Raw genomic sequence first — 23,005 nt, 5'->3', positions numbered from 1 at the left:
GCTTTGGGTTCAGCGTGGACCGGCGGTCGGCAGGTTCGAGCGGCCGTAAAGCGAGCGCACGCCCGCAGGTGCCGCGCTGGCAGCCGGCCGCCCCAGGCACCGGAACACCAGCCACAGCAGCGCCAACGGCACGAAGTTGCGGCCGCTGAACAGGTTCGGCACGCGCAAAATCTCCATCAGCGACACCAGCAGTACAGCATGGGCACAGCACCAAAATCCGTGGCCGGCGCGCCATCCCGCGTAGCTGCGCCCCAGCAGCCACCCCATCAGCGCGGCTTCCAGCAGCGCGAACCCGCCCCACTCGTAGAAATGCACGAAGATGCCCGACGGGTTGTTGAACTCCGGATCACCGAAGGTGTTGAGGAACATGCTGTATCCATCGTCCGCGCCGACCAGCGGACGGAAGCTCTCGCCGATGATCGGAAACCGGATCAGCCAGTCGAAGGTGAACGTCGGCGCCCCGGTGCCCCATCCCATGATCGTCAGCAAGCCCGAACCGTTGTTGATGGCCGTCGAGTAGTACAGACCCAGCCGTTCCAGCGCGAAGTCGAAGATGTTGTCGTAGATGTTGACGTAGTACGTTTCCCACGACCGGTTGTATTCGTTCGCGATGAAGAATCCGATCAGCGGCGGGATGGCGGCAAACGGCCCGAGTGCCAGCAGCGCCGCGCGCAGCGACCCGCGCGGCGGCCGCAAGCGGAAGCGCGCCATCATCAGGGCCCAGGGCAACACCACTTCCACCAGCGCCAGCCGCTCGGCAAAAATGAAGCTGCGCAATAACGTCAGCACAAACAGCACGCCCAGGTAGGCCTGGTAGCGGTTCAGACCGCGAGGCGCGGTGCGGAAGATGACGAAGTACAGAGGCACGTAGGCCACCGAAGCCTGGGTCAGCGTGCTGATGCCCACCACGCGCCCTTTCAGTTCCAGCACGTCGTAGGTACTGGCAGCCCCGTTCAAATACGAAAGCAGCATCGCCGGCCGGGCGATCACGCCGCCCATCATCACCACGTAGCCGATGCAGGCCAGCCAGAACAGCGCATCGAGCACCGGCGCAGACAGCACCACCGGCGCGTCGACGTCGCGCGGGGCCAGCACACGCTCTCCGAGCGCACCCGCCGCAATCGCAAGCAGGAACAGCGCGCCGGCCATCGCATAGGTGCCGCTGAAGTAGATATGGTCGATGGACTTCTGGTCGCCCAGCAGTTCCACCGACACAAGCCCATACAGTGGCAGGATAAAGCACAGGAGCAGCCGCGCGGGATCGTCCCACCAGTAGCCGTCGTACGCGTTACAGGCGCCAGGCATCGTCATCGGCGCGCTCAGTTCGAGGCCACCACCAGCGGTTCGGCCACCGGCAGTCCCGGTGCCGAAGGTACCGCAGGCGGCGCGGCGACTGCATCCCGCATCATGGCCGCATGCACCAGCGCCCGGAATTCCCGCCGAAACCTCTCGGGCGAGAACTGCAGCGCATTGCGGCGGCATGCCGCTGGCAGGAATGGTCCGCTTTCTTCAAACCGGCATACCGCGCGAACGATATCCTCGACGGTCTGGCGCGGAAAGAACACGCCGGTGCGCAAATCGCGATCACGGCTGTCGATCACCGTCTCGCGGGCCCCGCCCTGTCCCAGCGCAATCACCGGCGTCCCGCAGGCCTGGGCCTCCACGGCGACGATCCCGAAATCCTCTTCCGCCGCAAACACAAAGGCCTTTGCGCGCTGCATGTGCGCCACCAACACATCGGCAGGCTGGTATCCCAGGATGCGAACGTTAGGGGTCGCCATTTCGCGGATGCGCTCCAGGTCCGGGCCGTCGCCGATCACCACCAGTTGCTTGTCCGGCATCGCCGCGAATGCCTCGACGATCAGGCTCACCCGCTTGTAGGGCACCAGCCGCGATGCGGTCAGGAAGAAGTCCTCGCGCTGCTCGCAAAGACTGAACTGGTCGATATCGACGGGCGGATATATCACGGCCGCATCGCGCCCATAGACCTTACGGATGCGCCGCCCCACATAGGCGGAGTTGGCGACGAACACGTCCACGCCATGCGCGGTGCGATGGTCCCACATCCGCATGTAGTGCAGGATTGCCCGCGCCAGCCAGCTTTTCAGGCCGCGCGTCAGCTTCGACTCGCTCAGGTATTGATGCTGCAAGTCCCATGCATAGCGGATCGGGGAATGGACATAGCTGACATGCAACTGCCCCGGCCCGGTGATCACCCCCTTGGCAACAGCGTGGCTCGACGAGATCACGAGGTCGTAGGCGGACAGGTCCAGTTGCTCCACGGCCAATGGCATCAGCGGCAGGTACGACCGGAACGACTTGCGGGCGCGGGGCAGCTTCTGGATAAAGGTGGTCGTCGCATGCTTGCCCTGCAGCACCCCACGTTGTGCATCCGGAAAGAAGTCGACCACGCTGAACAGGTCGGCCTGGGGCCATATCTTCAGGATCTGTTCAAGTACCCGTTCGGAACCGGCATACGTGGCGAGCCATTCGTGGACGACGGCGACCTTGCCGAAGGCGGCGTCATCGGTGTCGTGTCGTGGGTTCATCGTTGTGGAAGGCATGGAGATATCTCGCCAAGTAGCCGCGCGGCGGTGTCGCGCCAGGAGTACCGTTGCACATGGGCGTAGCCGCGCTGCCGCATCGCATCGCGCAACGTGCCGTCCCGCATCACATACGTAAGCAACTCGCCGAACTCGGCCGGGCTGGTAGGCCGGAAATAGAGCGCAGCAGTGCCACACGCCTCGCGCACCGAGGGCAGGTTCGACGCCAGCACGGGGCAGCCCAGCGTCATGGCCTCCACGGGCGGCAAGCCGTAGCCTTCATATAACGAAGGGAAGACAAAACAGGCAGCATTGCGGAACAGCGCCTTCAGGTCAGCATCGTCGACATAGCCAAGTCGCATGACCGGCGCCGCGTCCTCATTGTTGAGCGACCGGAACACGTTTGCCGAACCGCCAACGATCACCACGTCATAGTCGGCGCCATGCAGCATGCTCACGGCCTCCACCACCAGCCGGAAGTTCTTGTGATAGCTGGCGCTGCTGACGGCCAGCACATAGGGCCGATCCGACAGCCCGTACTTGCGCCGAATACCGGACACCTCCGGCAAGCGCAACATATGATCGCCACTGAGCGGCAGCACGCCGATCTTCCGCCCCGGGATGCGATACGCGTCCACAATTTCCCGGCGCGAAAATTCCGATACGGTCAGCACCCTGCGTGCCACACGCCCGACGCACGGCGCCATGACGCGATACCACGAACGGAACGCACGCGAATACGCCTGCGGCACGCGCACCGGCGCCGCATCGTGCATGACGGTCACCTGGTTCCGATACAGCAATGGCGCCGCGTTGCACAGGTTCAGCAACAGCGCCCCGCGCGCCGCCAGCGGCAGGCTGACCTGCTCCCAAAGCTGCCCGCTACGGCGCCCGATGGCATGCCCCACCGTACGCACATGCACGTGCGGGAACTCGCCCGGATCCACTTCCACGCCTGGCGGCACGAGCAGCTCGAACGACAGGCCGACCGTGGTGTGATCGTTGTCGGCCACCAGCCGGTCGATGGCGCGCACTACCTCGTGCGCGAAACGGTCGACACCGGTCGCGCGCCGCCCCAGGAAGCGCCCATTGATGGCAATGGTCTTTGGCATCGCGTGCGCTCCTAGTGGCTGGCCCGCGCGAGCGGGTTGGCGATGTATCGCACCACACGGTTGCTGAAGGGCCCCACCGGTAACAGGCAAAGCGTGGTCAGGCAACCCACGGCCACCTTCTTGCGCAGGCTCCAGAACGGATTGGCGACGATGGTGTGGAAATACCGTCCCGATTCATGCTGGAACCAGTGCCACCGACGCGCCAACGTCGCGCCATACACGTGCTGCGCGAACCGGGCTTTCTCCACGGAGAAATCGAGCACGCCCGGCGGCAGGTCGACGCCGAGCCGATCCTTGGCAAGGCCGCGCAGGATCTGCCAGCGCCGTGCCGACTGCAGGGCGCCGGTCATCGCGTCCTCGGCATTGGCGAGCGACAGGTCGCTGCCCGGTGCGTCGCCGTGCGTGGGCCGGTGCACCCGGTAGCCGCCCAGCGCCGCCTCGACCGCACCGACGTCGCCCAGCAGCGCCACGCCGTAGATGGCGTAGAAATCCGCGCCATGCATGTTGTCTGCACCCACCGGCACCGGGAAGATGCGGCGTAGCGCATCCACGCGATACGCATTGCCCGAGCCGGGTGGCGACGGATACAGCCATCCGGCTCGCAACATCCGCCCGCAACCGTCTGCGCGGATCGACTGCGGCACCTGGACGCCGGTGGGCGCGCCATCGGCCGTCATGACGTCGAGCCGGTACTGCACCTTGACCGGGTCGCCCTTATCGAAAGTCGCCAGGACCGTGGCAGCGGCTTCGGGATACAACGTGTCGTCGGCATCCAGAAATAGCACATACGGTGTGCGGACACGTTCGAGCGCATGGTTGTACGCGGCTACCTGCCCGCCGTTTCGCTGGAACACGGCTTCCACGCGCGCGCCATAGCCCTCAATGATCGCGCGAGAGCCATCGGTGGAGCCGTCGTCGACCACCATGACATGCACGGGTGTGAACTGTCCCAGCGCCGAATCAATGGCGCCCGCAACGTACTGCGCATAGTTGTAGTTGGCAATCACGACGGTGAGCGCGGGCGATGCAATAGGGTCCGGCATGGTGGCCTCCGTGAAAAGTGGGCGCTACAGCGAGTAGTCGGCGTGGAAACCCAGCCGGCTGGCCTCGCCATCAGCAATCGCGCGCTCAAGCAGCTGCAGCCGCGCGCCGGCGTTGCGGCGTCTGCCATACAGGCGCAGCAGCCGCAGGAACACGAAGCGGTTGAGCCGGTACATCAGTCCGGATGTGGACCAGTGGTTGCGGTCGAACCATGCCTGGTTGCGGCTGCTGTAGTAGGCGCGGAAATCCGAACCGCTCAGCAACATGCATTCGAAGTGGTTCTTCCAGTTGCGCTTGACGTTCCAGGAGCCTTCCAGGTCTTCGAGACGCGCGGCCGTGACCAACGCGATACATCCGCCACGCGCCGTCAGCCGCCACGTGTACTCGGTATCGTCGGCGTACAGCACCAGCTCGGGCTCCGGCAGCCCCAGGTCTACGTACATCTCGCGATGTCCCAGCAGGCCGCCGTACGGCGCGAACGGCAGATGCACCACATCGGGAATCGCATCGGACCGTGGCCTGCCCCACGGCGTACGCCGCCAGATCTTGTATGGGATGCGCCCCACGTGAAAGCCGAAGTAGCTCGAGCGCGGCGGCATCGCCAGGCCCACCGGCACGCCCGCCGCGATGTCGCCCTGGTGATCAGGACGGAACCCGAGCACCGCCGCGCGGCGCCGGCCCTGCTTGCGCGTGAGCAGGTCCAGTTGATGGCAGAGCACGTCAAGCGCGCCCTCGCATGGCGCGTTGTCGTCGTCCATCAGCCAGATGTAGTCGGTGCTATCGCGTTCCAGCGCCCGGGCAATGCCCACCGCATAACCGTTGGCCGAACCCGTGTTCGCGGCGAGCCGCACGATGGTGACGCGCTTGCCCCAGGCAACCTCCAGCGGTGACAGATCGGCGCAGGCGTTGTTGCTGACGACGATGGCGTGCGACACGCCTTCGTGCCCGAGGCTGCGCCGCAGCAATTCGGCACAGTAGTGCAGGCGGTCGCCGTAGGTGACGGTTACCAGCGTGATGCGCTTGTGGTGCAGATGCGCCATGTCGGTTCTCCGTGTCAGGCTGACGTGCCAGGATGGCCTTCGGTAGCGCCGTAGGCGTAGCTGTAGCGATGCAGCGCGCCGGTGAAGTCGTTAAAGATCACCCCGCGCACCGTGACACTGGCCTGGGCCAGCCGCCGTGTGCTTTCATCGATCTGTTCGACCGTGGTCACCCGGTGGCGCGCCACCATGAACACCGTGCCGGCGAGACGCCCAAGGACCAACGCATCGGCAACGGGCAGCAGCGGCGGGCCGTCGAGCACCACCATGTCATATTGCGCGGCCACCCGCTGAACCAGTGCCGACAACTCGGGCTGCAGCAGCAATTCACTTGGACCAGCGGTGAGCGCGCCAGTCGGCAGGAAGTCCAGGCCATGCGCCACGTCACGCCGGATCGCGTCATCGGCTTCGTAGGCGCCGGTCAGCACTTCGGCCAGGCCGGGTCCGCGATCGACCCGGAATCGCTTGTGCAGCACGCCATTACGCAGGTCAGCATCGATCAGCAGCACGCGCCGCTTCGACTCGCCGGCCAGCGTCGCCAGGTTCGCTGCCACGAACGACTTGCCCACCCCCGCGGTGGGCCCCGTGATCAGCACCACGCGGTTGGGGGCATCGCTGAGCGCAAAATGCAGGGTCGTCCGCACCGCGCGCAGGCTTTCGATGGCCGCATCGGGCAGTTGCGCGTGGCCGCCGCGCAGGTGGGTCCGCGCCGTGCCCAGCGGCCCCGTCAGGCGGCTGCGCGGCACCGTCGCATAGACGGGAATGCCCGTGGCGATCTCGATCTCCTCACGATCCTGCACCGTGCCCACGATACGGCGACGCGCCATCGCCAGCACGATGCCCGCCAGCAGCCCCGTCAGCAGGGACCCCGCCACGGCCACGCCGCGCCGGGGCTTGATCGGTGTCTCGGGCGGCGTGGCCGGATCGATAAGCCGCACGTTCGCCACCTTGCCGGCGCGCACCAGCGTCAGTTGCTGGCGAGCGTTCAGCCGGTTCGTGTACAGCTCCGTATCCACCTGCATGTCGCGTTGCAGTTGCAGGACCTTCTGCTCGATCAGTGGCAACTGGCGCGTTCGCCCCTGTACGACGGAGAACGCGGCCTGCGCCTCGCGCAACTGGCCGTCAATGGCCAGCAAAGCCGGGTGCTTCTCGGTGTACTGCGTCAGCAGTTCCTGGCGCTTCTGGCGCAGGTCCACAAGCCGGGTCTCGGCCTCCACGCTTTGCTGCAGCAGCGCCCGGGCCTCTTGGCTGGTATCGACCGTACCCTGCTGGGCGCGAAAGGCGTTGTAGCGGCTTTCGGATTCCCCCAGCTGCTTCTTCAGTTGCGGCAGCTGCTCGTCCAGGAAGCGGATCGACTTGTCCGCTTCCTCGGAGCGGCGGCGCACATTTTGGTCGACATACTCCCGGCCGATCTCGTTGAGGATGCGCGACGCCTGGACCGGATCGACACTGTCCAGCGATATGCCGATGATGTTCGACTGCTTGCCGCGTTCACCAATCGCCAGCGTTTTCTGCAGCCATTCAGTGGTGGCGGTCTCCGAATAGCGCTTCAGGGTAAAGCTGGCGCCGGGCTGCCCATCCGCAGCGCGTACCAGCAGCGCCAGCGGCCCGCGCGGCGTGTCGGCTCGCAGCAGCATGCCGACGCGGCCTTGCAGCGACACCACCGGGGTGCCGAACGTCGACGACAACTCCAAGGTGAAGGCGCCATGCTCGCCCAGCGTGAGCGTGAATGGCTGGCCCTGATAGGCCGCGGGCACGTCGAAGGTCGTGACGTCGATACGTTCCTTGCCATAGACGTGGCCGCCAATCGGGCGCGAGTAGCCTTGGGCACGCTCGGCCAGCCACCAGCCGATCACCGGCAGGTAGCGCGGCGTGACGTCGAGATGGAGCCGGAGCGCTTCTACCGCACGGGAAACTACCATGCGCGAACTGATGACCTGGATCTCGGACGTAGTGTCGGGCTTTATCTCGGGCGTGAGCTTCGGGTCCCCTGACGTGGAACGGTTTTCGATGGTGCTCGGCTCTACCTGGATCAGCATGTCCGAGCGGTAGACCGGGCGCGTGAACACGGCATAGGCAATCCCAGCCAGCAGACAGGCCGATGTCGTGCACACGATCAGCCACCGGCTTGCCGACAGCGTCGTCAGCGGGTTCATGGCGCGCGCCGCCGGGCGGGACGCAGTCTCATATGCCGGATTTGCCAGGTACGAAGTGTTCATGACCGCGTGTCTCCAGGAACTCGAAAGGCCTACGGCGCCAACGCCCGGCTTGCCGTCGCGGTCTGCGCGGTCGGCAGGAGCAGGTTGACCACCCGGCTCCAGCGCACGAGCGACGACGTGTCGACGAACACCACGTCGTTCGCCTGCAGCGCAAAACCGTCAGCCAGCGCCATCGCCGAAGGCGTGCTGGCATCCAGATGGAAGACCCGGGGCTGAGTGCCGCCGTTGCCGCGCACCACATACACTTGCTGCGCATCGCCCGAATACTGGCTCACGCCGCCCGCGTCGCCCAGCGCCTGATTCAGGCTCAACTTTCCATTGTTCATCGTCAGCGCGGCGTTGCGTGCCACCTCGCCAATCACATAGACCTTGCTGTCGTTCGCGGCATAGACACGCACGAGGTCGCCATCGCGCAGCAGGATGTCAGACGGATTCGCGCCTTTCGCGATCAGGTCGGGCAGACTCACGCGCGCCGTTTGCTCACCGCGCGTGACGGCAATCCAGGAGCGATCCGCCGCCGCGCTGAACCCGCCGGCGCGGTTGATGGCCTCGGGCAGCGTCATCGGCACGTCGTTGATGATCTGCAGGCCCGCCTGTTGCACGGCGCCGTCCATGTACACGCGCTTGCTGCGATACGCCTGGATGCGCAGCGTCACCTGTGGATTGCGCACGTACTCGGCCAGCCGCTGCGTGAGCCGGTCGCGCGCTTCGGCCTCGGTCAGCCCCGCAACCGGCACCATGCCGACAAACGCGTACTGAACATTGCCGCGCGCGTCGACGGTGTACCCCGTGACCACGGCATTCGACCCCGACGTATCGACGCCGCTAGTCACCTGCAGCGCAGGCAGGTTCAGTTCGGGATGCCCCCAAACCACGATGCTGAGCACATCGCCGGGGCCCAGGACGTAGGGCCGCGGCTTGTCGAACAGCGCGCGCACCGCGGGCGCCACACCGTCGGGTTGTGCCGCACGCTGCGACGCAAGCAGCGCGCTGTCGATCTCGACCAGGCTGTCGCGCGACACGGACTGCACGCCCTGTATCGGCGGCAGACTGGATGCCGGCGCGCCCGGCTGCGCCGATTCCTCGCCCGGCTGCGGCGCCGTCGTGGTGGCCTTGTACGTCATGCCAGGCGCCATGGCGCAGCCGCCCAGGAAGTGCAGGACCACGCCCCAGAGCAGGACGGCCGCCAGGCGCTTACGCCAGGGCAGGTCAGTATGCGCCGCGACCATGGATCACCACGCCAATTGTTTTGAACAGGATCACGATATCGCCGGCAAAGGTCCAGTTGCGGACGTAGGCCACATCAAGCGTCACACGCTTGTCGTAGTCGGCATCGTTGCGTCCGCTGACCTGCCAGAGCCCGGTGATGCCGGGCAGTACGCGCAGGTAGTACGACGCCGATTCGCCGTAGCGTTCGAGCTCCTTTTCCACTACCGGGCGCGGCCCCACCAGGCTCATGTCGCCGCGCACCACGTTCCATAGCTGCGGCAACTCGTCGATGCTGGTCTTGCGGATAAAGCGCCCCAGCGCCGTGACGCGCACATCGTTGCGCAGCTTGAAATCCTTCTCCCATTCGGCGCGTGCCACCGGATCACTGGCGAGCAGTTCCTTGAGCACCGCATCGGCATCGCGCACCATCGAGCGAAATTTGAGGCAAGAGAACTTGCGGCCGCCCATCCCGACCCGGGTATGACCGAACACGCACGGGCCACCGTCGCGCATCACGAGCAGGGCCACCGTCAGCATCAGCGGCGACAGCAGGAGCAACAGCACCAGCGCCGCGCCAACATCGAACGCGCGCTTGGCGGCCTGACCGTAAGCGCCGGCGTAACGCTGGCCGGCGTGGTGCGAGGGCGCCAAGCCATCGGCCAGGCCCGGCGACAAGGCCGACGACGCGGCGGTAAAGCGCGTGGGCAGGATGCCCGATCTGGCAAGCAATGATTTGATGAAACGCATGACGCCTTCTCCCGTGAGCCAAAGGGTGACCGATGGCGCGCGACTCAGGCGCAGCGCCCGTAGGTATCGGCGATGCGGACGATGTCGTCCTCGCCCAGGTAGGCCCCCGATTGCACCTCAATGACTTCGAGCGGCAGCTTCCCGGGGTTTTCCAGCCGGTGCGTGACGCCAATCGGGATATAGGTCGACTCGTTCTCGCTCAACAGGAACTGCTCTTCGCCACGCGTGACGCGCGCCGTGCCCCGCACGACGGTCCAGTGTTCGGCGCGGTGGTGGTGTAGCTGCAGCGACAGCGATGCTCCTGGGTGCACGACGATGTGCTTGACCTGAAAGCGCTCGCCCTGATCAAGCGAGTCGTAGCAGCCCCACGGCCGCTGCACCTTGCGATGGTTCTCGGCCTCGCTGCCCTGCTGCCTGGCAAGCCGCTCCACCAGCCCCTTGACGCCCTGCACCTGGGAGCGATCCACTACCAACACGGCATCGGGCGTTTCCACGACGATCAGGTTCGTGGTGCCCACGCACGCCACCAGCCGGCCGTCAGCGTGGACATAGCACGAGGTGGCGCCTTCGTACATCACGCGGCCGCGCGCGGCATTGCCGTCGTCGTCCTTGTCGATGGCATCCCACACTGCGTCCCACGAGCCCAGGTCCGACCAGCCTGCCACCAACGGCATCACCACGCCCTGCACGCCGTCGGTGCGCGCCAGGTGCTCCATGACGGCGTAGTCGATCGAGTCAGACGGGATTGCCGCGAACGCCGTGGCATCGGGGTAGAAGTACGGGCCGTCCTGACGGCCCTGCGCGAAGGCACCTGAGCACGCCGCATGCATGTCTGGCTGCAGGCGCTGCAGCGTCGCCAGCCAGGTGCTGGCGCGTACGACGAAGATGCCGCTGTTCCACCAGTACTCGCCAGACGCCACGTACTGCTGCGCAAGCTCGGCGGCAGGCTTTTCGACAAAACTGTCGATGGTGCGCGCCGCGTCGCCCAGCGCCGCGCCGATGCGGATGTAGCCGTAGCCGGTGTCCGCGCGGGTGGGCGGCACGCCAAGCGTCACGATGGCGCCGTGCTCCGCGAACCGGGCGGCATGTGCAATGGCGTAGCCGAATGCCTCCGTATCGGCAATGACATGGTCGGCTGGCATGACCACGAGGATGCCGTCTTCCCCCTGCGCCGTCGCCAGCAGCGCAGCCAGTGTCAGGGCCGGCGCCGTGTTGCGCCCGGCGGGCTCGACCACGATCTGCGCTTCGGTGCCGGACGCCGCAAGCTGCTGCGCCGTCATGAACCGATGTGGCTCGCCGCACACGATGATCGCGGCGGCGGGGGCATGACGACCGTCGTCGCGTAGCACCGCCATGCGCCGCACCGTGGACTGCAAGAGGGAGTCGCGCCCGATCACATCGATCAGCTGCTTCGGACAGTGCTTGCGGGACAGCGGCCAAAGCCGTGTACCTGAGCCCCCCGCCAGTACCACGGGTCGGATCCGCAGCGCGCTCTGGACGTCGTCGGACGTGACGGGGGCGTGGGAAGGAAGATCGGCGGGGGCAGTGATAGGCATCCTGGGCTCCTGTTCGGGCAGCGCATACGGCATGAACCGTTTTGCTGCACTGAAGCATAGATGCGCAAGAATGCATCATTTCCCCGATGGCCGATAATGCAGAAGATTTGACCGATGCAACTTGAAAATACACTTCAAAACGTATTTTTGTTGATACAAAGTCATTATGTCATCGGCTCGTCTTGCATATATGTGTGCACGGTTCCCGTCCACGGTGCGCGAATGCCCCGCAATATGGCCACGCATCATCCGCATTGCACAATGACGGGGAAGTCGCTGATTTTCTTGATACTTTTATCATATACACATACAGAAACGGTCAGACGTGGCGTAACAATTACCATATCTGATTCATTTTTGATAATCGTGCTGCGGCGCTTGGCGCATATTTTCACTGATTTTCAATGACACCCGCGTCGATCAGCCAACATCACGGAAAATTCAGCCAGGCACCATTGTGCATCGCCGCAAATTGCATATGATGCAATGCAATAGATTCGTTTTTGAATCGCCTTCGCAAGGGGTGGACACGCCATGGATCACCTTGTCGAGATGCCTGCGCCGACTCGGCCCCCGGGGCCTTTTCTCATCGGCGGAAACGCCCAGACGCAACGCATTGGTCTGCTGTTGTTCGATGGATGCTCGCTCCTGACCGCAGGCATCATTGCGGAGGCCTTCCGCGTGGCTAACGAGCTTGAACTGCAACGTAACGGCCGACCGTTCTATCAGTTGTCATTGCTGTCGTATCGCGGCGGCAACATCGCGTGCTCCTCGTCGGTGCGCATCTGGACACAGGGTCTCGATGCGGCGGGTCAGCGAGGCTTTGGCGCCGTGTTCATCGCCTGCAGCGAGCGCGAGCCAGCAAGCGAGCGCGATGCCCGCGTGACCAGCGCCATCATGGAAGTCAGCGCATCGACGCTGGAGCGCAGCACGCGGGGCCGCGAGATGCTGGCACCACGCGTGTCGCGTGCCGAGGGGGCAAGCGGCCAGGAAGGGGGTGCTGGGGCGGCCGCGTCGGTCTTCTGGTGCCGGGGGGGCGCCGACCATGCGCCCGAAATCATGCCATCGGCCATCGACATGGCGCTCGCCCAGATCGAGGCAGACCTGGGCCCCGAGGTGGCCGGCGAGGTGGCCCGGCAACTCGATCCACGCCGCGAGACGATGCCCGAGATCGAGCCCTACGACATCGACGACACGCCAGATCTGTCGACCGCCACAGCAAACAAGATCCTGGCCTCAGCGCGCTGGATCGCCGAACACTACATGGAGCCCATTTCGGTTGCCGACGCCGCGCGCTTTGCCGCGATGAGCGAGCGTAACTATCTGCGCCGCTTCAAGTTCACGATCGGCATGACGCCGTCGGAATACCTGTTGCAGACGCGGCTCGACATGATTTGCCAGTTGCTGGTCAAGACAACGCTGCCGGTGGACAAGGTGGCCCGGCGCTGCGGCATGGGCAACGGCGACCGGCTCGGCAAGATCTTCCGCAAACGGTTTGCATTGTCGCCCACGGAGTATCGGAACCAGGGGCCGGCGAGCCCAGGGTCGGATCCAACCGCAACCTGAGGAGTGCTGAGCATGCGTAACGACTTGCTTGACCTGGCCAAACTCGACTGGATGGCGCGCGAACTCGCCGAGCCGTACAAGACCGCTCCGCCCTTCCCGCATGCCTGTATCGACGACTTCCTTGACCCGGACATCTACCACGAAGCCAGCGATGCGTTCCCGAGCCGGAAGGAGGGCGCCTGGTTCAAGTATCAGTCGGCTACCGAGAACCTCAAGCTCCAGATCCAGGACTTCTATGCCATCCCGCCCGCGCTGCGCGCCTTGATCGTCGAACTGAACGGCCCTGGCTTCGTTCGCTTTCTGGAGACGCTGACCGGCGTGCGCGGGCTGGTGCCCGATCCTCACCTGCATGGCGGCGGGCTGCACCAGACGCTGCCCGGCGGCCACCTGGGCCTGCATATCGACTACAACTACCACCTTGAATGGAAGCTCGACCGACGGGTGAACGTACTGCTCTACCTCAACGACACCTGGGAGGATAGCTGGGCCGGCCACCTGCAACTGTGGGACGAGAGCGTGCAGCATTGCGTGCGCAAGATCGCGCCGATTGGCAACCGGCTGGTCGTCTTCAGTACGAACGAATGTTCCTGGCACGGGCACCCCGTGCCGCTGGCCTGCCCGCAAGGCGTCTCGCGGCGTTCGATCGCGCTCTACTACTATTCGAACGGCCGCCCCGAGGACGAGGTGGCCGACGTTCACACGACGCGCTTCCAGGCGGCACCCGGCACCGACTTTCCACTGACTGCACGGGACATCCTGACTGGAATTACCCCGCCTTACGCCAAGGCGTTGGCGCGACGCATCGTCGGCCGCTGACCGGCGCGAGGGGGTCACATGTCATCCATACTCGTCACCGGTGGCGCCGGCTTCATCGGCACCAACTTCGTGCTCGACTGGCTGCGCCGTCCGGCCGCCGGTCCCGCCGAGGCCGACCGTATCATCAACGTCGACAAGCTCACCTACGCCGGAAACCGGCGCAGCCTGGACGAACTCGATGGCGACGCGCGCCACATCTTCGTCCAGGCCGACATCGGCGATCGGGCGGCGATGGACAGCCTGCTTGCCCGGTACCGCCCGCGCGCGGTCATCCACTTTGCGGCAGAAAGCCATGTCGACCGGTCCATACTGGGGCCGGTGGCCTTCATCGATACCAATATCGGCGGCACCTATACGCTGCTGGAAGCCGTGCGCGGCTATTGGTGCGGATTGCCCGACGCCGAACAGGCGGGCTTCCGCTTCCTGCACGTCTCCACCGACGAGGTGTTCGGCTCCCTGGGGCCCGCTGACGCCCCGTTCTCGGAGACCACCAGCTACGCGCCAAACAGCCCCTACTCGGCGTCGAAGGCGGCTTCCGACCATCTCGTGCGCGCCTGGCACCACACCTATGGGCTGCCCGTCCTCACGACAAACTGCTCGAACAACTACGGTCCGTACCAGTTTCCGGAAAAACTGGTGCCGCTGGTGATCGCCAACGCGCTGGCGGGACAGCCGCTGCCGGTGTACGGTGACGGCGCAAATGTGCGCGACTGGCTCTATGTCGGCGACCACTGCGCCGCGATCCGCGAAGTGCTGACGCGCGGACGAGTCGGCGACACCTACAACGTAGGCGGCTGGAACGAGAAAACGAACCTCGAAGTCGTCCACGCGCTGTGCGACCAGCTCGACGCGCTGCAACCGCGCACCGCCGGCTCCTATCGCGAACAGATCCGTTTCGTGAAGGACCGGCCCGGCCACGACCGCCGCTACGCAATCGATGCCCGCAAGCTCGAAAGCGAACTAGGCTGGCGCCCCTCCGAAACCTTCAAAACCGGCCTGGCCAAGACAGTCGCCTGGTACCTCAACAACCAGCCATGGGTACGTGACGTCATGTCGGGCGAGTACCGCAAATGGGTGCAAACGCAATATGCCGCGTGACAACCTCAGCGTGCCCACGCTGCTCGTGACGGGCTGCAACGGCCAGATTGGCTTCGAACTGTGCCGCAGCCTTGCCCCGCTTGGCCACGTGATCGCGCTGGACCACGCGGCATGCGACCTGACCGATACCGCCCGATTGCGCGAGCTTGTGCGGGACATCGCGCCCAACGTTATCGTCAATGCTGCGGCCTATACGGCAGTCGACAAGGCGGAAAAAGACGCCGCACTTGCATTCGCCGTCAATGGCGATGCACCCGGTATCCTCGCCGAGGAGGCGAGCGTTCTGGACGCCCTGCTCGTGCACTATTCCACCGACTACGTGTTCGATGGCACAGCGGATGGCCCGTACTCCGAAACGGATGCACCCAATCCTTTATCGGTCTACGGAGAAAGCAAGCTGGCCGGCGAAGAAGCGGTGCTCGCAACGAAGGCGACAGCGCTTGTTTTGCGCACAAGCTGGGTCTTCGGCGCGTATGGCAGCAACTTCGCGAAAACCATGCTGAAACTGGGTCGTGACCGCGACACCCTGCGCATCGTTTCGGACCAGTTTGGCGCTCCGACACCTGCTGGCCTCGTGGCCGATGTCACCGCGCACATCGTGGCCCGACACTGGATCTTCGGCGACCGTGCCGTGTTCCCGGCGGGTCTCTATCACCTTGCCGCTGGCGGAGACACGAACTGGCATGCCTATGCCTCGGAAGTGCTGAGGCAGGCTGCCGAGCGCGGGGTAGTACTTAAAGTCCAACCCCAGGACATCCAGCCGATTGACGCAGCCGACTATCCGTTGCCGGCCCGTCGCCCCGCGAATTCTCGGCTTGCCACGGCAAAACTGCGCGAGACGTTCGGCCTGCACCTACCGCACTGGCGGGACGGATTAAGCCTCGTCATGAAGCAAATACTGTCCGAAACTCCTCCTAGAGGTGCGCCATGACCATGAATCTTGTTCCTACCCGGATCCCCGATGTGCTGATCGTCGAACCCAAAGTGTTTGGCGACGAGCGGGGATTCTTCTTCGAGAGCTTCAACGGAATCGAGTTTGAAGCCGCCACCGGGGTGAAACGCAATTTCGTCCAGGACAATCACTCCCGGTCGTCCCGGAACGTGCTCCGCGGGCTGCACTACCAGATTCGACATCCCCAGGCCAAGCTCGTGCGCGTCGTGGCGGGTGCGGTATTTGACGTGGCCGTGGACCTGCGCAGCAGTTCGCCAACATTCTGCAAGTGGGTCGGCGAGGTGTTGTCCGCCGAAAACAAGCGCCAGCTATGGATTCCGGAAGGATTTGCGCACGGGTTTCTCGTGCTGTCGGACTACGCGGAATTCCTCTACAAGACCACGGACACCTGGCACCCGGAGCACGAACGCTCACTGCATTGGAACGACGGACGTATTGCCATCGAATGGCCGCTTTCCGGCACGCCGATAGTGGCTGCCAAGGACGCTGCCGGGCGCACCCTTGACGAAGCGGAGGTATTCGCCTAGCCGCGCCGCTCGCCTCGTTAGCGACGTCGCGGCGCGATGCTGCATGCAACCAGGTGAGTTTCTGTTCTGGCCGCGACCAATCATCGCAGCGACCACCAGAAGACAGGCCAGTCGGATCATCGCCATGCCCTAAACCGGGCAGGCCTCATTCGCCTGGTCAACGCTGGCGGGATCGCGTGAGATCTGCACGAACAGCACGAGACCGGCCAAGGTCAGCGCAAAGCCGGCCCACACTGCAGACAGCAGCCCGTGGCCATGCGCGATGGCCTGCCCGCCCGTCCAGGCGCCAACGGCGTTCGCCACGTTAAGGGCAGCCAGATTCATGGCCCCCATCAGCGTCGGTGCATCTGGCGCGGCCTGCGTCAGCCGGACCTGGATGGTTGGGATCGCAACCATCATCGTTGCGCCCACGGCAAACAGCCCGGCCATGAGGACACCAGCGTTCCGACCGCCCATCGCCAGGAGGGCCATGGCGACCAACGCGCTGCCAAAACCGGCTACCAGGCCCCGCGTGGGGTGACGGTCGGCCAGCCAGCCGCCGACGACGTTGCCCGCCGTCATGCCGACGCCGAAGATGCCCAGCGCAACCGGAATCCAGCGCTCGCCGAGCAGCGCGCCGTCGGTAACGAGGGGGCCAATGAACGTGTAGACGGCGAAGATGCTGGCCACGCCCAGGGCGGCCACGGCCACCATTGCCCAGACGGCAGGACGGTTCAGGGCCCGAAGCTCCTGCAGCACCGGCCCACCGTTCAGTGCGCTGGATCGGGGCACCCACGCCCATAGCGCCAGCAGCGACAACAGGCCCAGTGCCGACACGGCAAGATAGGCATTGCGCCAGCCGAGCGTCTGGCCCATCAGCGTGGCCAGCGGCGACCCCACTATGGTGGCGACGGTCAGGCCCGTCATCACCAGCGCAAAGGCGCGCCCACCCTGCCCCGGCCCGACGATGTAGGAGGCCACCACGGCACCGGCGCCAAAGTAGGCCCCTTGTGGAATACCGCTCAGGAAGCGCGCCAGCGTGAAGCTGACCAGCCCGGTCGCCACCGCCGACAGCACATTGCCCAGCACGAAGACGCCCATCAAGGCCAGTAACAGGTGCTTGCGGTTCAGCTTGGCGGCCAGGATCGTGACAGCGGGACCGCCGAGCACCACGCCCAGGGCGTAGGCCTCGATGGCGTGCGTGGCGGTGGTCAGGTCAAGTTCCAGGCCCGCAGCAAACTGCTGGAGCAGGCCCATGCTGGCGAATTCGGACGTACCGATCGAGAAGGTGCCGAGCGCCAATGCCAGCAGCGTCAATGTCCTGCGGCTGACCTGGGGTACTTCGGTGGGGTACGTCCCTGTCGAGGCGCGCGGAGTTTCGGAAACCTGATTGAGCATGACGGTCTTCCTGAGTGGTGATGCGAGACGTGTTTCAGATGCCATGCGGCAGCGGTGCGTCCGGATGCACCAGTCCGGCCTGGCGCAGTTCGCGCCAGAAGTCGACCGGCACCTGCGCCTCCAAGGCAGCGCGATCTTCGGCGATGCGTTCCGGCCGGCTGGCACCAGGGATCACGGCTGCCACTGCCGGATGGGCCAGCGAGAACTGCAGGCCTGCGGCCTTCATCGTCACGCTGTGGCGATCGGCAATCGTCTTGATCGCCTGCACCCGCTCCAGGATCACCGGCGTCGCCGGGGCGTACTCGAAGTTGGGGCCGCCGACCAGCGCGCCTGAACTGTAGGGCCCGCCGACCACGATGCCCAGACCGCGGTTGGCCACCTGTGGCATCACGCGCTGCAAGGCCCGCGAATGGTCCAGCAGCGTGTAGCGGCCGGCGAGCAGGAAGCCGTCCGGCTGCGGGCCCTGCAGGTCAAGCAGCAGTTCGATGGGCTCGACCCGGTTCACGCCCAGTCCCCAGGCGCGGATCACGCCTTCGTCACGCAGGCGGTCCAGCGCCTTGAAGGCCCCCTTTCTTGCGGTCTCGAACATGCCAAGCCACTCGTCACCATAGAAGTCCTGCGCAACGTCGTGCACCCATACGATGTCAAGCCGATCAGTCTTCAGGCGCTGCAGGCTGTCCTCGATCGAGCGCAGCGTCGCCGCCTCGGAATAGTCGTTGACGATCCGGTTGGCGCGGCCGTGCCGGAACACGTCGCCCTTCTCGCCAAGGTCTCGGGCGGCGACATCCTCGACCTCGTCCAGGACCAGACGGCCGACCTTGGTGGCCAGCACGATGCTGTCGCGGTCACGGCCGGCCAGCACGTCGCCCAAGCGCGCCTCCGCCAGGCCGGCGCCGTAGAACGGCGCGGTGTCAAAGAAGCGGATGCCGTCCTGCCAAGCGGCATCGACAGTTGCCTGCGCCTCGGCTTCGGGAATGGCGCGGAACATGTTGCCGAGTGGGGCGGTGCCAAAGCCCAGGCGGCCAGGGATGAGGTTCTTGAGGGTCATGGTGCTCTCCGGTTCGGTAGTGGGATGAGCGAATAATGGGCGCCGACAAGTGATTCATCCAATTTATTTCCTATAATCCAGTTTTATTGCCTGCGATATATGTGTCGATGCGGTACGACCTGAACCTGCTGCCGATATTTGTGGCGCTGATGGAGGAACGCAGCGTGACCCGTGCTGCCGACCGCCTGGGTATGACGCAGGCGGCGCTTTCGAACGCACTGTCGCGCCTGCGCATCGTGTTGCAGGACCCGCTGTTCATCCGTGAACGCTATGGCATGCGGCCCACCGCGAAGGCCGAGCAGCTCGCACCGGCCCTGACCCAGGCGCTGGCTGCGATGGATACGGTGGTACTCGGACAACGGGCCTTCGACCCATCGCGCGCCGATCAGGTCATCACGATCGCGCCGAACAGCTACGTGGAGTTCGTGCTGGTGCCCGCGCTGGTCGCCCGGCTGGGCGCACTCGCGCCAGGTATTCAACTGCGTTTACTGCCCTTCGGCACCGACCTTGCCGAGACGGGCGTGACTTCAGGCCCCACCGCGATGGTGCTGGGCCGGCTCAGCGATACGCCTGACAATCTCGTCGTCCAACACATTGCGGACGACGGCCTGGCCTGCGTGGTGCGTGCCGATCATCCGACGATCGACAGCCGGATCACGAAGACACAATACGAGCGACTGAAGCACGTCAATGTGCTGCCCCCGGGCCGCCTGCGCGCCGGCCTCTTCCAGGCCTTGGACCGTCAGGGGCTCAAGCGTGAAGTGGTGGTGTCGGTCACGCACTTCGCGACCATCTCCGAGATTGTCGCGGCCACCGACTACTGCGCGACGCTCCCCAAACTGATTTGCCGACGCCTGGCCCACGACCCGCGCCTGAAAGTCGTGCCCGCGCCGGTCGACCTCGGAACCTTTCCGCTGCACATGGCATGGCACGTGCGCTATCGGCAGGACCCGGCGCACATCTGGCTGCGGACCCTCGTCGCCGACGTGGCGAGTTCCCTTTGACGGTGGCCGGTCTGCATTCATCGGATCGCCTATGGCTCGCGCCCTCGACACATTAAAGCCCACGCCTCACAGCCGAGGACAATCGCCGGCCACCGGCGGGCCGTTTGCTTGCATACGTACGTGCAGACGCACGTCTATTATCGGCCATAAAGGGACATCGCCAGTATGCGAGCTCAATGACCGTTGGTGAACCTAGTGGTGTCGCTCGCTCGATCGCTCGGAAGGGCAAAAAAAGTCCGATGCCCGGGAGACACCGGTCACGCGACCTTACGATCGCGTTCCCACTACTATTGACGGTCCAACTCGGCGAAGAAGATGAAACTAGAGAAGCGGTCGCGGGCCTGCCGAGCACGACCGTTTCGTTTCGCACATGGCGTTAGTGCATCTGCGGGCGTCAGGCGTTCAGGAAGGCCAGCAGATCGGCATTGACCTGGTCGGCGTTGACCACGCACATGCCGTGCGAGGCGCCCGGGTAGACCTTCAGCTTGGCGTTCTTGACGATCTTGGCCGACAGCTTGGCGGCGTTGTCGATCGGCACGATCTGGTCGTCGTCGCCGTGCAGGATCAGCGTGGGGACGTCGATCTTCTTCAGGTCCTCGGTGTAGTCCACTTCCGAGAACTCCTTGATGCACAGGTACTGGCCCAGGATGCCGCCGGCCATGCCCTGCGCCCAGAAGGCGTCGATGGTGCCTTGCGACGTCTTGGCGTTCGGACGGTTGAAGCCGAAGAACGGCACGGCCAGGTCCTTGTAGAACTGCGAGCGGTTCTCGGCAACGCCCTTGCGGATGTTGTCGAACACTTCCATCGGCAGGCCGTTCGGGTAGGCGGCGCTCTTGGCCATGGTCGGCGGCACGGCGCCGATCAGCACGGCCTTGGCCACGCGCTTGGTGCCGTGGCGGCCGATGTAGCGGGCCACTTCGCCGCCGCCGGTGGAGTGACCCACCAGCGTGGCGCCCTTGATGTCCAGCGCGTCGAGCACGGCGGCCAGGTCATCGGCGTAGGTGTTCATGTCGTTGCCCTGGGCCGGCTGGTCCGAGCGGCCATGGCCGCGGCGGTCGTGGGCGATCACACGGAAGCCCTTCTGCACCAGGAACAGCATCTGGGCGTCCCAGGCGTCGGCGTCGAGCGGCCAGCCGTGCGAGAACACCACCGGACGGCCCGAACCCCAATCCTTGTAGAAGATGCGCGTGCCGTCCTTGGTGGTCACGTAGTGACCCTGCTTCGACTGGCGGCCAGCGGCCGGCGCGGCTTCTGCGGCGGCCGGCGTCAGCGCGGCGATCGAAGCCAGCGATGCGGCGGCGGCGCCCACCGTGCTGCCGACCAGCAGCTTGCGGCGCGACGCGTCCAGTTGTTCAGCGTTTTGTTGAGGGACGATGTTCGACATGAGCTTTTCCTGCAAAACTTGATTCAAGTTATTTGATTACGCCGTAACCGGCCCTTACTTTTGCGTCTTGCGCGAACCGTCGGTGTACGGGTCAGGCTTGCCAACCTTGGCGCCATCCGTGTACGGATCACGGGCGCCGTTATTTTCCCCTCGCGTATAGGCTTTTGCCTTGTCATCGACCAAGTGGGAGCCCGCCGTCGAATGTGCGCCGTCCGTGTATGTATCGAACTTCTCCGACTTTGCGCCATCGGTGTACGGGTCCGCTTTCCCGATTCGCGCACCCTGTGTATAGGGGTCCGGGTTCTTAATCTGTTGCGCTATTGCCTTTTGCGCCGGCAAGGTCAACGCGCCTACGGCCAGAAAGCTGGGGAGCAGAATTTTTCGTAGTGAGAAGAAGTTTGTCATAGCGATTATTGGACGGTTATCTCAGAAAAAATGTGGGCCAATGCACCAACGAACGGAACGCATCGCGTCGATTCTGACGGGAGGAGCCTGCGCGCCGGGCTCCCGGCGCGCAGCTCCAGTTCATACAACGATCGCGGGTCATCCAGGGATAATTACTTCGCTTCGATCTTCTCGATGGCGGCCGCGACACCGGCGCCGTAGGACGCATCGGCCTGCGTGCAGTGGTCGATGTGCTTGCGCTGGACGGGCTTCGACACGCCCTTGATCGCGCGGGCCGTGTTGTCGAACAGCGTCTGCTGCTGGGCCGGCGACATCAGGCGGAACAGGTCGCCCGCCTGCGAGAAGTAGTCGTCGTCCACGCGGTGGTTCCAGTGGTCGGCGGCACCGTCGACCGACAGCGGCGGCTCACGGAAATCGGGCTGCTCGGCCCACTCGCCACGGGTGTTCGGCTCGTAGGCAATGGTGCCGGCCCCGTTGCCGTCCGTGCGGCCTCGGCCGTCGCGGTGATAGCTGTTGACGTATCGGGCGGCCTTCGGCGAGTTCACCGGAATGAGGTGGTGGTTCACGCCCAGGCGGTAGCGCTCGGCATCGCCGTACGAGAACAGGCGGCCATGCAGCATCTTGTCCGGCGAAAAGCCGACGCCCGGCACAATCGTCGACGGCGCGAACGCGGCCTGTTCCACCTCGGCGAAATGGTTCTCCGGATTACGGTTCAGTTCCATCACGCCCACTTCGATCAGCGGGTAGTCCTTCTTCGACCAGATCTTGGTCAGGTCGAACGGGTTGTGGCGATACTTGGCGGCGTCGGCCTCGGGCATGATCTGCACGAACAGCTTCCAGCGCGGGAATTCGTTGCGCTCGATGGCTTCGTACAGGTCGCGCTGATGGTATTCGCGGTCGCGGCCGGTCACCTCGGCGGCTTCGGCATCGGTCAGGTTCTGCACGCCCTGCTGGGTCACGAAGTGGAACTTCACCCAATGGCGCTGCATGTCCTTGCTGATGAAGCTGTACGTATGGCTGCCGAAGCCGTGCATATGGCGCCAGCTACGCGGGATGCCCCGCTCGCTCATGGTGATGGTGACCTGGTGGAACGACTCGGGCAGGCTGGTCCAGAAATCCCAGTTGTTCTCGGCGCTGCGCATGCCCGTGCGCGGGTCGCGCTTGACAGCATGGTTCAGGTCGGGGAACTTGAGCGGATCGCGCAGGAAGAAGACCGGCGTGTTGTTGCCCACCAGATCCCAGTTGCCTTCCTCGGTATAGAACTTGATGGCGAAGCCGCGAATGTCGCGCTCGGCATCGGCGGCGCCGCGTTCGCCGGCCACCGACGAGAAACGCAGGAAGAGATCGGTCTTCTTGCCGATCTC

Annotated in this window: 20 protein-coding genes; 6 read left to right on the top strand and 14 right to left on the bottom strand. The window is 64.9% G+C overall.

Annotation, left to right across the window (positions count from 1 at the left end; genetic code table 11):
- Positions 1-9 precede the first annotated feature (9 nt).
- From CYJ10_RS26835 to CYJ10_RS26795, 9 genes are read right to left on the bottom strand one after another with little or no spacing between them, the layout of a single operon-like run.
- A complete protein-coding gene (locus CYJ10_RS26835) occupies positions 10-1,311 on the bottom strand; it encodes an oligosaccharide repeat unit polymerase (protein WP_180863071.1) in 1,302 nt (433 codons plus the stop codon).
- Between the two features lie 8 nt (positions 1,312-1,319).
- Positions 1,320-2,564: a glycosyltransferase family 4 protein gene (locus CYJ10_RS26830; RefSeq protein ID WP_101684482.1), complete on the bottom strand. Its 1,245-nt coding sequence runs from the start codon at positions 2,562-2,564 to the stop codon at positions 1,320-1,322.
- Positions 2,546-3,655, bottom strand: coding sequence for a glycosyltransferase family 4 protein (locus CYJ10_RS26825; protein ID WP_101684481.1), 1,110 nt, complete (start codon positions 3,653-3,655; stop codon positions 2,546-2,548). Before CYJ10_RS26825 ends, CYJ10_RS26830 begins: the two co-directional genes overlap by 19 nt.
- An 11-nt stretch (positions 3,656-3,666) precedes the next feature.
- Positions 3,667-4,698, bottom strand: coding sequence for a glycosyltransferase family 2 protein (locus CYJ10_RS26820; RefSeq protein ID WP_101684480.1), 1,032 nt, complete (start codon positions 4,696-4,698; stop codon positions 3,667-3,669).
- A gap of 24 nt (positions 4,699-4,722) precedes the next feature.
- Positions 4,723-5,736: a glycosyltransferase gene (locus CYJ10_RS26815; protein ID WP_101684479.1), complete on the bottom strand. Its 1,014-nt coding sequence runs from the start codon at positions 5,734-5,736 to the stop codon at positions 4,723-4,725.
- Between the two features lie 14 nt (positions 5,737-5,750).
- Complete coding sequence (locus CYJ10_RS26810; RefSeq protein WP_101684478.1) at positions 5,751-7,952, bottom strand: GNVR domain-containing protein; 2,202 nt, start codon at positions 7,950-7,952, stop codon at positions 5,751-5,753.
- 29 nt (positions 7,953-7,981) lie between these two features.
- Positions 7,982-9,181, bottom strand: a complete 1,200-nt coding sequence (locus CYJ10_RS26805; RefSeq protein ID WP_101684477.1) for a polysaccharide biosynthesis/export family protein — start codon at positions 9,179-9,181, stop codon at positions 7,982-7,984.
- Positions 9,162-9,908 carry a sugar transferase gene (locus tag CYJ10_RS26800; protein WP_101684476.1) on the bottom strand — a complete coding sequence of 249 codons (747 nt, stop codon included), beginning with the start codon at positions 9,906-9,908 and terminating at the stop codon, positions 9,162-9,164. The genes CYJ10_RS26805 and CYJ10_RS26800 overlap by 20 nt, the downstream gene beginning before the upstream one ends.
- Before the next feature lie 44 nt (positions 9,909-9,952).
- Positions 9,953-11,464, bottom strand: a complete 1,512-nt coding sequence (locus CYJ10_RS26795) for a mannose-1-phosphate guanylyltransferase/mannose-6-phosphate isomerase (protein ID WP_101684573.1) — start codon at positions 11,462-11,464, stop codon at positions 9,953-9,955.
- A gap of 681 nt (positions 11,465-12,145) precedes the next feature.
- On the opposite strand from CYJ10_RS26795, the gene CYJ10_RS26790 reads away from it, so the two are divergent.
- The 5 genes from CYJ10_RS26790 to rfbC are packed head-to-tail and all read left to right on the top strand — an operon-like array spanning position 12,146 to position 16,423.
- Positions 12,146-13,030: a helix-turn-helix domain-containing protein gene (locus tag CYJ10_RS26790; protein WP_180863070.1), complete on the top strand. Its 885-nt coding sequence runs from the start codon at positions 12,146-12,148 to the stop codon at positions 13,028-13,030.
- A gap of 12 nt (positions 13,031-13,042) precedes the next feature.
- Positions 13,043-13,846, top strand: a complete 804-nt coding sequence (locus CYJ10_RS26785; protein WP_101684474.1) for a 2OG-Fe(II) oxygenase — start codon at positions 13,043-13,045, stop codon at positions 13,844-13,846.
- 18 nt (positions 13,847-13,864) lie between these two features.
- Entirely contained in the window at positions 13,865-14,944 is a 1,080-nt protein-coding gene (rfbB, locus tag CYJ10_RS26780; protein WP_101684473.1) for a dTDP-glucose 4,6-dehydratase, read from the top strand.
- The gene (rfbD, locus tag CYJ10_RS26775; protein WP_101684472.1) at positions 14,934-15,875 is read left to right on the top strand and encodes a dTDP-4-dehydrorhamnose reductase; all 942 of its coding nucleotides are present in this window, start codon (positions 14,934-14,936) and stop codon (positions 15,873-15,875) included. The genes rfbB and rfbD overlap by 11 nt, the downstream gene beginning before the upstream one ends.
- Complete coding sequence (gene rfbC / locus CYJ10_RS26770) at positions 15,872-16,423, top strand: dTDP-4-dehydrorhamnose 3,5-epimerase (protein WP_101684471.1); 552 nt, start codon at positions 15,872-15,874, stop codon at positions 16,421-16,423. The genes rfbD and rfbC overlap by 4 nt, the downstream gene beginning before the upstream one ends.
- A gap of 129 nt (positions 16,424-16,552) precedes the next feature.
- Here rfbC and CYJ10_RS26765 read toward each other — a convergent pair whose 3' ends face one another.
- Both CYJ10_RS26765 and CYJ10_RS26760 read right to left on the bottom strand, forming a co-directional pair.
- Positions 16,553-17,800, bottom strand: coding sequence for an MFS transporter (locus CYJ10_RS26765; RefSeq protein WP_101684470.1), 1,248 nt, complete (start codon positions 17,798-17,800; stop codon positions 16,553-16,555).
- Between the two features lie 34 nt (positions 17,801-17,834).
- The gene (locus CYJ10_RS26760) at positions 17,835-18,848 is read right to left on the bottom strand and encodes an aldo/keto reductase (RefSeq protein WP_101684469.1); all 1,014 of its coding nucleotides are present in this window, start codon (positions 18,846-18,848) and stop codon (positions 17,835-17,837) included.
- Positions 18,849-18,955: 107 nt separating this feature from the next.
- Between CYJ10_RS26760 and CYJ10_RS26755 the strand changes: the two genes are divergently transcribed.
- On the top strand, positions 18,956-19,852 hold the full coding sequence (locus CYJ10_RS26755) for a LysR family transcriptional regulator (RefSeq protein WP_101684468.1): 897 nt from the start codon (positions 18,956-18,958) through the stop codon (positions 19,850-19,852).
- Positions 19,853-20,246: 394 nt separating this feature from the next.
- On the opposite strand, the gene CYJ10_RS26750 is transcribed toward CYJ10_RS26755, so the two are convergent.
- From CYJ10_RS26750 to CYJ10_RS26740, 3 genes are all read right to left on the bottom strand, one after another.
- Entirely contained in the window at positions 20,247-21,236 is a 990-nt protein-coding gene (locus tag CYJ10_RS26750; protein ID WP_101684467.1) for an alpha/beta fold hydrolase, read from the bottom strand.
- A gap of 54 nt (positions 21,237-21,290) precedes the next feature.
- The gene (locus tag CYJ10_RS26745) at positions 21,291-21,641 is read right to left on the bottom strand and encodes a hypothetical protein (protein ID WP_101684466.1); all 351 of its coding nucleotides are present in this window, start codon (positions 21,639-21,641) and stop codon (positions 21,291-21,293) included.
- 152 nt (positions 21,642-21,793) lie between these two features.
- Positions 21,794-23,005: catalase (locus CYJ10_RS26740; protein WP_101684572.1), on the bottom strand; the 1,212-nt coding region annotated here is incomplete at its 5' end.

Origin of the sequence: Cupriavidus pauculus (assembly GCF_002858765.1) — a bacterium.
In the GTDB taxonomy this organism is placed as follows: domain Bacteria; phylum Pseudomonadota; class Gammaproteobacteria; order Burkholderiales; family Burkholderiaceae; genus Cupriavidus; species Cupriavidus pauculus_B.
Note: the sequence above shows the minus strand (reverse complement) of the source record. Positions and strands in the feature narration are given on the sequence as shown.